Origin of the sequence: uncultured Anaerococcus sp., from assembly GCF_963510915.1 — a bacterium.
In the GTDB taxonomy this organism is placed as follows: Bacteria; Bacillota; Clostridia; order Tissierellales; family Peptoniphilaceae; genus Anaerococcus.
This window is the reverse complement of record NZ_CAUPHG010000060.1, coordinates 1-10797: the sequence shown is the minus strand read 5'-3', so window position 1 is coordinate 10797 and position 10797 is coordinate 1. Positions and strand designations below refer to the sequence as shown.

Here is a 10797-nt window from a genome sequence, read left to right as displayed (position 1 = left end):
TTGAGGAGCTTTTTGAAGCTCGTAAGCCAAAGGGTCTTGCTTTCATCGCAGCCAACTCTGGTATAGTTTCCCTTATCCAAAACGATAAGAAAACTGACGTAGAAATCACAGACGAAGATGGAACAAGCAGGAAATACAATATTCCATTTGGTTCAAGAATCCTTGTAAAAGATGGCGAAGAAGTTCAAATCGGAGCCCAACTAACAGAAGGTTCCCTAGACCCACACGATGTACTTGACGTTTTGGGTAAGGTTGGTGTCCAAGATTACATCACCAAGGAAGTACAAAAAGTTTACAGGCAACAAGGTGTTGAAATCGATGATAGGCACATAGAAGTAATTGCTCGTCAGATGTTAAAGAAGGTTAAAATTATCGAATCAGGAGACACAGAATTCTTGCCAGAAAGCTTGCAAGATAGACGTGAAGTTGATATCGTAAATGACAGGATGAAAGAAGCTGGCAAAAAACCTGCTATCTACGAACAAGAACTCCTTGGTATTACTAAGGCATCTCTTGCAACAGATTCATGGCTATCAGCCGCATCCTTCCAAGAAACAACCAGAGTCCTTACAGATGCTTCAATCAAGGGTAAGGTAGACGACCTAAGAGGTCTAAAAGAAAATATCATCATCGGTAAGCTAATTCCAGCAGGTACTGGTCTAAAATACTACAACGACGTAGAAATTGACTACGAAACAAAGGAATTAGAAGATGAACAGATAAAAGCCAACCTTGAATTAATAGAAGCAGAAGAAGAAACTGAAGAAGTGTAAAAACAAAAGACCCCGAGTGGGTCTTTTTTTGTTGGATTATTGCAGAAACCTACCATAGGCAAGGGTAAATTAGGAAATATAATAAAAGTGAAAAGAATTTAGGGATTTTTATTAAAGCCGAGCCCTAAATAAAAAGGAGGAAAAAATGAAAACAAGAGAGAAGGGACTAATAACCTATATTTTATTAACCAGCATTTTAGGAAGCCTAACGATTCTAACAATCCCTTATGCAATGGCACAAGAATCTTATCTATATTATGGTTTTATAGTCATTTTTCTAACTTGCACCATACTTAGCGGAATGATTTTAAAAAGATACCAAAAAACTGTCAAATATTTTGACCTAGGCCAGTACCTAACCGACCAACAAGAAGAAGTCGCGAGAATCATCCACGATGAAATAATCCAAGACCTTTATGGGATAATAAATAATTTGAACTTAAAAACTCCTGATATTAAAAAGGCAAAGATAATCGCAGAAAATTTGGAAAATAAAGCCAGATTTCTTATGACCTATTATAGGGAAAGTTTGATTTCCGATATGAGTCTTGAGGAAAATATCAAAAGCATTTTTTATGACGTAGAGACCCTTTACCCAGGCAAAAATTTTGATCATTCTATTGAGGTTTCAAAAAATATTAAGGACAGTAAAATTAGTAACGAAAGGTTAAGAAATATTCTAATCATCACAAAAGAACTAATTAATAATATCTACAAACACTCAAAGGGCTCTAAAATCACCTATAAGATGGACTTTGAAGGGGAAGCTATAATCCTAAGGATCACAAGTGATGGAGCAAGCGAAAGAGATTTTAAAAATATAGGGGAATCTAGGGGAGGAGTCTTGTTTATGAAATTTTTGTTAGACTCACATGGCGGAGATATAAAATATTTTTATGAGGGTGGAATATTGAAAACACAAGTAATTCTAGGGGAAAATTAATGAAGATAATAATTTTAGACGACCACAAAATCTTTGGCGAAAGTCTTCAAAACATTCTTTTAGAAAGCGATGATATTAATATTTGTGATTTTGTAAGTGATGTGGGAGAATTTTATAATAAAATAGAAGCAAAAGCCTATGACATCTGTCTTTTGGATATAAATTTAGATAAGTCTTCTGGTTTTGAAGTTCTAAAAGATTTAAGAACAAAGAAAAAAGGATTCAAAATTCTAATCCTATCTTCATATACAAACCCAATCTACAAGAAAAAAGCCCTAGACCTAGGAGCAGCAGGATATATATCAAAATCCATAGATTCTAAAAGCTTAATCGAAAAAATTTGCCAAATAAATGATGGACTTTTGACTTGCGATGAAAATCTCATCGAAAATCCTCTTACAAAAAGGGAAGAAGAAGTCCTAAAAGCTCTATTAACAGGCGAGACAAACACACAAATAGCCAAAGACCTATTCATAAGCGAACGCACCCTCTACCATCATATAGAAAATATTTATGAAAAACTAGGTGTAGAAAATAAGGTGGAATTATATGGAAAGGCTTTAGAATTAGGTTATGTAGACCCAGTTTAACTAGGAAATAAAACCTATAAAATCAATAATTCGACAAAAAAGACCCAATTGGGTCTTTTCCTTTTCTTACTTAGTCAAAAACTCAGTAGCATGTCTAAGTCCTTCGATTATTTCCAGGCTTTGAGGGCAGATGTTTTCGCATTTGCCACATTCTATACAAGTCTCTGGGTTTACTCCGTCTTTGAGGTATTCTTGGTAGGCTTTTTTTGATTTTTCTTCTTCGTCATAAAGATAAGCGTTGTTCCATAGGGCAAATACTTTTGGAATGTTGATTTCTACAGTACATGGCAGGCAGTATTCACAGGCTGTGCAGGCGATTTTTTCTTTTTGTTTATAAATTTCCCTGGCCTTATCGTAGAATTCTATTTCTTTTTCAGATAATTTTGGATCAGCACTTGCGATTGCTATATTTTCTGAAACTTGATCGCTAGAATTCATACCAGATAAGACTGTCATTACATTATCAAGTGATAAGGGGAATTTAAGGGCAAGCTGTGCTGGGGATAGGTCTGTAAAATCAGCCATTAATTTTTTTGTTTCAGCGGGTGGATTTGCAAGTCTGCCGCCCTTAACAGGTTCCATAATTACCACTGGAATGCCCATTTTCTTTGCTAGTTCATAGCCTTTAAGCCCTGCTTGAAGGTTGATATCCAAATAATTCAGCTGGATTTGGCAAAAATCCCAGCCATAGGCCTTGATAATTTCTTCAAAAGCTTCGTATTCATCATGGAAGGAAAATCCTATATTTTTCACAAGGCCTTTTTCCTTTAAGTCGTCTACAAAGTCAAAAACTCCTAATTCTACCATTTGCCTAAATCTTTTAATATCAAGGGAATGAAGGAGGTAAAAGTCTAGGTAGTCTGTCCTCAGCTTTTCCAACTGTTCATTGAAAATTTTGTAAAAATCGTCTTTTTCATTGACTAGCCAACATGGAAGTTTGGAAGCGAGATAGATTTTATCTCTCAAGTCATTTTCTTCTAAAAATTCTCCGACAAAAGTCTCGCTCATTTTTTCGTGGTAAGGGTAGGCTGTATCGATGTATGTAAGTCCCTTTACTATTGCTTCTTTGAGAATTTTTGCCGATTCGACCTTGTCAATCTTGGAATTATCACCGTCAAGAGTTTTAAATCTCATGCATCCAAAACCGAGTCTAGAAATCTTATCTCCTTTAAAATTAAAATATTTCATAAGTCTCCTTTCTTTATCTCTGTATAATATTGTATAATATATTTTTACAAAATTTTAATGAAGAATTGTGAAAATCGGTATAGTAAAATTAAAGGAGAAAATATGGAAGAGAAAATATCGTTCAAATCGCTACCCGCTTTTATTATTTTGGGCATTATTACTGGACTTTTAATTGGAATTTTTAAAAAGCTAATCGGATTTCTTGCTAGTTTTATGGATGGATTTTTAGGGTCTGGCACAGGTAAAGATAAGCTGATTTTCATGGCCCTTATTACCTTTATTGGCCTAATTACATTTTTTATCTTAAAAAAAGATAAGAATACCAAGGGATCGGGTATTCCTGTTATGGCTGGAATGATGGAAGGCACAATTCCAGTTTCTAGCGAAAAAACCATTGTTGGAAAGTTCGTTGCTTCCGTTCTTACAATTGGATCTGGTCTTACAGTCGGCAGGGAAGGTCCTTCAGTCCATTTAGGTGGCCTGGCAGGAGATATAGTTGGGAAGTTTTTTCCAAATATTAATAGAAACTTATTTATTGGGTCAGCCGCAGCATCAGGTTTTGCTGTTGCTTTTAATGCTCCTGTGGCTTCTTTGATGTTTGCTGTTGAGGAGATTTTTAGGACTCATAATTTTAACACCTTCCTCACATCAGCTCTTACAATCATTTCTTCCACAGTCACATCCGGCTTGGTCTTTGGTGACCATCCAAGCCTAGAAAATATTCCAGCCTTTGCTAATATAGACCAAAAATCCTTGGTCCTAATTGTGATTTTGGGAATTTTAGCAGGCCTATCTGGAGTTTTATTTAATAAAGTGGTTATAGGTTCAAAATCCATTTACAAAAAAGTTGCCTTGCCAGAAATAATTAAATATCTTGCTCCATTTGTAATTACAGGGCTTGTTTTACTCCTAGACCCAAGGCTTTTCGCCTCAGGTGAAGAATTAATCTACTTGCCAAGCGAGGGAAATACCAGCCTTGCCAGCCTTATTTATATGTATGGGGCAAAAATCTTGCTCCTTGCCACAGCCTTTGGAATTGGTTTATCGGGAGGTTCTCTCGTTCCACTTTTAGCAATAGGAGCAATTTTAGGAAATATTTACGGCACAATTCTTGCTGACCTTGGATTAATACCTGTAGAAATGGTCTACGCCATATCTCTAATCGCAATGGCAGGACATTTTTCAGCAATAGTAAGGACACCAATCACAGCTATAATTCTAATTTTAGAAATGACGGGAGGAGCTTTTTCTAATATCCTAGTCCTAGCTGTAGTTTCCTTTGTAGCTTACCTAACAGCTGAAATTTGCCATTCTAAACCATTTTACGAAGACCTTTATGAAAGGCTATTAATAACAGAAAAATCTTCCTAATATTTAGGGAGATTTTTTTTATAGTTATATGACATTTTTGTTAGTGATTTTCATAAATTAATATTTGTAAATAACTAGAGAAATATTATGAAAAGTGTAAAATATAGCCCAGGAGTGTATATGAAAAAGTATTATTCTTATATTATATGGATTTTTAGCTTAATAATATTTTTCTTTGTTTTACATAAGACTGATGAAGCCAACCAAGCTTGGTGTGAATCTTACCTAGCTAAATTAGAGCTAGAGAGGTTTTACAGATCAAGACTAGATGAAAAAAAAGAAGAAGAAATAAGACAAATTATAAGGAAGGCAGAAGAAAAAAGGGCAGGAATTGTCATTGAAGCAAATATAAGGCGAAAAATGGAAGCAGAGTCCCAGAAGGCTGCTGCCTATGTGCGAAACCTAGCCAAAACCTACCCACAAGTTAAGGGAAGGATTATCATACCTGGTACCAAGATAGATTTTCCCGTTGTCCAAGGTAAGGATAATGACTTCTACCTAGACCATGACTACGACAATTCCTATTATATCAATGGAGGAGTTTTTATAGACCATGTCCATAAGGGTGACTTTTCTGATGATAATACAGTTATTTATGGCCACAATGTAAGGATTGGCTATATTTTTCACGACTTGGATAAGTTTAGGGATAAAAATTTTATCAAAAAACATTCGGAAATAATTATTGATACCCCTGTGAAAAGGAGAATATTTGATGTAGTTTGTGCTATGGATGTAAAGGTGGATGCCAACTACAGGGCCTATTCTTATGATGGGTTAGAATATGAAAATTATCTTAACCTTATCAGGAAGAATAATATTCTCAAAGGCAAGCCTCTACCTACAAGAAATGATAAGATTATCACCCTATCAACTTGCTCGGATATCAGTGATAGGTATGCTGTCGTAGCAATTGAAAGAAAGGATACCTATATCAAACCCAAAAATTTTGACTACCTAAAAGAAAGATTTTTACACGATAGAAGATTATCTACAGATATTTTTATCTATTAAAGATAGGTAAGAGCTAATATAAAGCTCTATGCAAAATATTTATAAACGAAGATTAAAAAAACTGGTGTTTTAGAATAAAAATTTTAACACCAGTTACTTTTTATCTGAGAAATATTTTATAAGTCTTATACAAATCGGACTTACTTATTTTTCATAAAATCCAAGACTCCCAAAATGAATATAAAAATACCTATTATCATGAAATTATTAGGCTAACAATAAGTATTACTATCTTTTGTTTTACATTGATTTTTATTTCTTTTATCATATACTATTCTGGATTAGAAAATTGAGGAAAATTTATGGATCATTATTTAACAAACGACTCGCCTTCTAAGGCTATTAGCAAGTTTGCTTTGCCGATGGTGGTGGGATCACTTTTTCAACAAATATATACCCTTGTCGATTCGGCTGTGGTAGGTAAATATGTGGGCGAGGCTGCTCTTGCTTCTATTGGTGCAAGTTTTGCCTTGACTACGATTTTTATCTGTATCGGTGTTGGCGGTGGGGCTGGGGCTTCGGTTTTAATTGCAAGATATTTTGGTTCTCGTGATTATAAGAGGATGAAGACTGCGATTTTTACTTCGATTATAGGATTTTTGGTCCTTGCCCTTGGTCTTTCGATTTTTGGTTTGGTTTTTTCAAAGAAATTGATGGCAATTCTCCAAACACCAGAAGAAATTCTAGATATGGCGGTTTTATACCTTAATATTTATTTTTATGGCCTTCCATTCTTGTTTATGTATAACATCATATCGGCCCTCTACCAGGCTCTTGGCGAATCGAAGATTCCCCTTTATTTTTTGATATTTTCTTCTGTATTAAATGTCATCTTGGATGTGTATTTCGTAAGAGATTTGGGCTTTGGACTTGCAGGAGCTGCCTACGCAACCCTCCTTGCCCAAGGTCTATCAGCCGTCCTATCCTTTGCTGTCTTTGTGAAAAGATTAGGAAAGATAAGGGTAGAAAGCATGGGGATTTTTAGTAAAAAGGAACTGGGTCTTATTTTAAAGCTCGCCATCCCTTCAATTGTTCAACAATCCACAATTACAATCGGTCAACTTCTTGTCCAGTCAGTTGTAAATTCTTTTGGGGTTGAAATCCTAGCGGGATTTTCTGCAGCTTTCAGAGTGGAAAGTTTAATAATTGTTCCAATCACAAGCCTTGGTAATGCCCTTTCTTCTTATACTTCGCAAAATGTTGGAGCTAAGAAAGAAGCTAGGATTAGCCAGGGACTTAGGGCGTCACTTATCATGGTCGGAGTATATTCAATGATGGTTTTATCTATACTGAAATTGAATTATTCATCGATAATTGCCTTTTTTATGAACGAAAAATCCTCAAGCCTAGCAATAGAAACTGGCAAGGCCTATTTGGACTTCATTAGCTTTTTCTTTATCCTAGTGGGATCAAAGCATTGTGTTGATGGAGTTTTGAGAGGGATAGGAGATGTGAGAGTATTCACCTTTGCCAATATTGTTAATTTATTTATCAGAGTTAGCCTATCAATGACCCTAGCATACAAAATTGGCATAGGAATAGTTTGGTACTCTGTTCCAATAGGTTGGCTAGCTAATCTAATTATTTCAACTACCTATTATTCCAAAGTCAAAAAAAGGGGATATGAGCTTAGATTTTAGATGTTTTAGAAAATAAGGGAAAAATTAACAGAAAAAAGACTCTAGTCCGGTATTTACACCAGCTAGGGTCTTTTTTATAAGTATTCTTACTTACTAATCAAATTTAAAGAGGTTGATTCCGATTTCTTCGTCCATTTTCCTACCAACCCAACCATCAATTATATCAATAACCATTTCACAGGTAACACTGATATGAGCCTTGATGAGGTGGCCACCTAAACCTTGTCCTTCATCATCAGCGACTGAAATATGAAGGTGAGGATAATATTTGCTATCCTTTGTGCTAATGGTACCGGTAATACCTAGAATCTCGAAAATCCCTTTAAAATTCTTTTCTGTATAGGACTTATCATCTACCTTATAAACACCAATAGTAAAGTCATCTGTAGCACCAATGGCAGTGATAGATGCGAGTTTTATGTCTTCTTTGAGGGCGATATTTCTAAGAGCCTCGTGGACTTCTTCACCCCTGTCAAACCTTGCGATTATCTTGTTTTTAAATCTTCTGTAATCCATAAAAATCCTTTCTATTGGTTATTAATATTAAAGTGATTTTTTAACTGCTTCTAAGGCAGCGTCGAAGTTTACTTCGTTAGTTACTTCTTGAACATATTCTACATAGGTTATAATTCCTTCTTTATCAACTACAACAATACCTCTTGTAAGAAGCTTGAGCTCATCAATAAGGAAGCCGTATTTTTCACCAAATTCTCTTTCCTTGTAGTCAGATACCATTTCTAGATTTTCGATATCTTCGTTTGCACAGAATCTTTTTTGGGCAAATGGAAGGTCTTCAGTAATTGTAACAATCACAACGTCATCAGAAAGCTCAAGAGCTTCGTGGCTAAATTTCTTTGCTTGGATAGCACAAACACTTGTATCAAGGGATGGAGCAACAGAATAAACAACAACTTTTCCCTTTAAATCTTCTGAATTAAAATCAGAAAGGTCATTCTTTGTAGCCTTAAAAGCTGGAGCTTTTTGACCAACTTCAACTTGCTTGCCTAATAAAGTGATCTTGTTTCCTGCAAATGTAATATTCATAATTTATTTTCCTCCAAATTTCTATATAGGCCTATAAACATCTATCTAAGATTCTTAGGTCTGTTTTTATTTTAGTATACATTACTTATACCCAATTAAATCTATTTTAATATAATTTTTATAAAAAATTAAGGATTCAAAATCCATTGTTTTCAGAAAATATCTAGGAAATTTTTGTTACTATATATTCAAAAAAATTTACAAGACTATTATAATGGGTATACTTAATAATAAATAATTATTGGAGGTAGTTATGAGTTTAAAATCTTTTATGAGTAATTTTTTTAAGGGAAATAATGCTCAAGAAAAGGAAAGTGCGAATTTGGTTGAAGAAATCATAAAGGCTCCTATTAGCGGTAAGGTTTTAAAGCTTGATCAGATAAAAGATCCGGCTTTTTCATCTGGTATGTTAGGAAAGGGTCTTGCTATAGATCCGATAGATGGAAAAGTATGTTCACCTGTTGATGGCAAAATAAGCATGTTATTTGATACCTTCCATGCTATAGGGATAACATCTGATAAGGGAGTTGAGATTTTAATCCATCTTGGAATGGATACAGTAGAGCTAAAGGGAAAGGGTTTTAGTTCACATATAAAAAATGGTGATAGGATAAAAGCTGGGCAAGAATTAATTGATATTGATATAGATTTAATAAAGGATGCAGGTTATGAAGTTGTGACACCTGTAGTGATTACAAATTTAGAAGATATAAAGTTAATTAAAGAAACAGATAATACTGAAGTAAATCTTGGTGATGAAATATTGAGTGTAGAATTATAAAAAGATTAAATAAAGTGTAATTTTAAATTGTATCTCTTTAATATCTAAGTCGATAAATAGGGATGCAATGAGACTGTGTAAAATTTTGTGTATAGAAACCTCCTGATTAGGGCAAGAAAAAACTAATCAGGAGGAATTTTTATGCAAAGAAAAAGACCAGAAACAAAAAGAAGAAAAATAGCAAAAATGTTAATTGAAGAATATCAGACTTAAAGTGCACAAGATATTCAAGAAGCTCTAGAAGACCTTCTAGGCGATACAATGGAAGAACTTTTAAAAGCAGAATTAGATGAGCATTTTGACTATGAATATGGAGAAAAACCCTTATCACTAAATACTAGAAATGGGTCAAGTAAAAAAACAGTTAGATTATCTTACGGGAATATTGACTTAAACATACCAAGAGATAGAGAAGGTACCTTCGAGTCCCAAGTATTAAGAAAATATACCCTATAGGGCACAAGCTGAAAAAGACATATCAAACATAGAAAATCAGATAATATCAATGTATAGGAAAGGAATGACAACAAGAGACATATCAACTCACATAAAAGATATCTATGGCTTTGGCATATCAGAAACAATGATAAGTAAAATAACTAACAAAAGACTACCAACCATAGAAGAGTGGCAAAATAGACCACTAGAAAAAATCTATCCTATGGTCTTTTTAGACGCCATACATTATCATGTAAGAGAAAACAATATAGTAGTTAAAAAGGCAGTATACATTGCCCTAGGCTACAACATAGAAGGCTTTAAAGAGATACTAGGAATGTACCCGAGGGGCAGACCCTGGATAGGAGAAAATGAATCAAGCAAATATTGGCTTTTAGTATTAAATAAGCTAAAAGAAAGAGAATTAGAAGATATATTAATAATATAAACAGACAACCTACCAGGATTTAGCCAAGCCATAGAATCAGTATATCCAAAATCAGAAATCCAAAAATGCATAATCCATCGACTAAGAAACTAAACAAAATATGTGTCATACAAAGACATAAAAGAACTAATGAAAAACCTAAAGCAGTATACAAAGCACCAACAGAAGACTTAGCCTTAACAAATCTAGGAATCTTTGAAGAAAAATGGGGTAAAAATACCCAATGTGTATAAGCTCTTGGAAAAACAACTGGGCAGAACTATCCACATACTTTAAATATCCAGAAGGAATAATAAAGCTAATATATACAACAAATGCTATGGAAAACTTCAATAGGCAACTAAAAAAAGTTACAAAAAACAAGACCATATTTTCAAATGACTATTCTCTACAAAAAAGCTTTTATCTTGCAATGGTAGATGCATCAAGTAAGTGGACAAGTAGAATACGTGAATGAGATCAAATCTTATCCCAATTATCAATATTTTTTTAAGGGATGTTTTAATTGAGCAAAAAATTTAGTATGAAATCGGCTGTAAATTTTCATGAAAAATTGACAGTTTATTA

9 protein-coding genes and 2 pseudogenes are annotated in these 10797 nt (G+C 34.1%); 8 read left to right on the top strand and 3 right to left on the bottom strand.

Annotation, left to right across the window (positions count from 1 at the left end; translation table 11 throughout):
- The 3 genes and pseudogenes from RQ893_RS06145 to RQ893_RS06135 all read left to right on the top strand — a co-directional run.
- Positions 1 to 773, top strand: a pseudogene (locus RQ893_RS06145) (DNA-directed RNA polymerase subunit beta'); the annotation flags it as partial.
- A gap of 145 nt (positions 774 to 918) precedes the next feature.
- Complete coding sequence (locus RQ893_RS06140) at positions 919 to 1716, top strand: hypothetical protein (protein WP_311482171.1); 798 nt, start codon at positions 919 to 921, stop codon at positions 1714 to 1716.
- Positions 1716 to 2306 (top strand): response regulator transcription factor, encoded by a 591-nt coding sequence (locus RQ893_RS06135; RefSeq protein ID WP_311482170.1) that lies wholly within the window; start codon positions 1716 to 1718, stop codon positions 2304 to 2306. The genes RQ893_RS06140 and RQ893_RS06135 overlap by 1 nt, the downstream gene beginning before the upstream one ends.
- A 66-nt stretch (positions 2307 to 2372) precedes the next feature.
- Here RQ893_RS06135 and RQ893_RS06130 read toward each other — a convergent pair whose 3' ends face one another.
- Positions 2373 to 3494 carry an aldo/keto reductase gene (locus RQ893_RS06130; protein WP_311482169.1) on the bottom strand — a complete coding sequence of 374 codons (1122 nt, stop codon included), beginning with the start codon at positions 3492 to 3494 and terminating at the stop codon, positions 2373 to 2375.
- A 102-nt stretch (positions 3495 to 3596) separates the two neighbouring features.
- Between RQ893_RS06130 and RQ893_RS06125 the strand changes: the two genes are divergently transcribed.
- The 3 genes from RQ893_RS06125 (at position 3597) to RQ893_RS06115 (ending at position 7519) form a co-directional block, all read left to right on the top strand.
- Entirely contained in the window at positions 3597 to 4865 is a 1269-nt protein-coding gene (locus RQ893_RS06125; protein ID WP_311482168.1) for a ClC family H(+)/Cl(-) exchange transporter, read from the top strand.
- Between the two features lie 120 nt (positions 4866 to 4985).
- The gene (locus tag RQ893_RS06120; protein WP_311482167.1) at positions 4986 to 5879 is read left to right on the top strand and encodes a class B sortase; all 894 of its coding nucleotides are present in this window, start codon (positions 4986 to 4988) and stop codon (positions 5877 to 5879) included.
- Between the two features lie 302 nt (positions 5880 to 6181).
- Positions 6182 to 7519, top strand: a complete 1338-nt coding sequence (locus RQ893_RS06115) for an MATE family efflux transporter (protein WP_311482166.1) — start codon at positions 6182 to 6184, stop codon at positions 7517 to 7519.
- 93 nt (positions 7520 to 7612) lie between these two features.
- Here RQ893_RS06115 and RQ893_RS06110 read toward each other — a convergent pair whose 3' ends face one another.
- Both RQ893_RS06110 and tpx read right to left on the bottom strand, forming a co-directional pair.
- Complete coding sequence (locus tag RQ893_RS06110; protein ID WP_311482165.1) at positions 7613 to 8035, bottom strand: DNA-binding protein; 423 nt, start codon at positions 8033 to 8035, stop codon at positions 7613 to 7615.
- Positions 8036 to 8062: 27 nt separating this feature from the next.
- Complete coding sequence (tpx, locus tag RQ893_RS06105) at positions 8063 to 8563, bottom strand: thiol peroxidase (protein WP_311482164.1); 501 nt, start codon at positions 8561 to 8563, stop codon at positions 8063 to 8065.
- Positions 8564 to 8816: 253 nt separating this feature from the next.
- Here tpx and RQ893_RS06100 point away from each other — a divergent pair, with 253 nt between their 5' ends.
- Together RQ893_RS06100 and RQ893_RS06095 are read left to right on the top strand one after the other, a co-directional pair.
- A complete protein-coding gene (locus RQ893_RS06100; protein WP_311482163.1) occupies positions 8817 to 9344 on the top strand; it encodes a PTS glucose transporter subunit IIA in 528 nt (175 codons plus the stop codon).
- A gap of 213 nt (positions 9345 to 9557) precedes the next feature.
- Positions 9558 to 10687: pseudogene (locus RQ893_RS06095) on the top strand (IS256 family transposase); the annotation flags it as partial.
- Positions 10688 to 10797: the final 110 nt, after the last annotated feature.

Excerpts from the sequence above, each read along its gene's own strand:
- RQ893_RS06140 (WP_311482171.1), top strand. The coding sequence starts at position 919 with ATGAAAACAAGAGAGAAGGGACTAATAACCTATATTTTATTAACCAGC.
- RQ893_RS06135 (WP_311482170.1), top strand. The coding sequence starts at position 1,716 with ATGAAGATAATAATTTTAGACGACCACAAAATCTTTGGCGAAAGTCTT.
- RQ893_RS06130 (WP_311482169.1), bottom strand. The coding sequence starts at position 3,494 with ATGAAATATTTTAATTTTAAAGGAGATAAGATTTCTAGACTCGGTTTT.
- RQ893_RS06125 (WP_311482168.1), top strand. The coding sequence starts at position 3,597 with ATGGAAGAGAAAATATCGTTCAAATCGCTACCCGCTTTTATTATTTTG.
- RQ893_RS06120 (WP_311482167.1), top strand. The coding sequence starts at position 4,986 with ATGAAAAAGTATTATTCTTATATTATATGGATTTTTAGCTTAATAATA.
- RQ893_RS06115 (WP_311482166.1), top strand. The coding sequence starts at position 6,182 with ATGGATCATTATTTAACAAACGACTCGCCTTCTAAGGCTATTAGCAAG.
- RQ893_RS06110 (WP_311482165.1), bottom strand. The coding sequence starts at position 8,035 with ATGGATTACAGAAGATTTAAAAACAAGATAATCGCAAGGTTTGACAGG.
- tpx (WP_311482164.1), bottom strand. The coding sequence starts at position 8,563 with ATGAATATTACATTTGCAGGAAACAAGATCACTTTATTAGGCAAGCAA.
- RQ893_RS06100 (WP_311482163.1), top strand. The coding sequence starts at position 8,817 with ATGAGTTTAAAATCTTTTATGAGTAATTTTTTTAAGGGAAATAATGCT.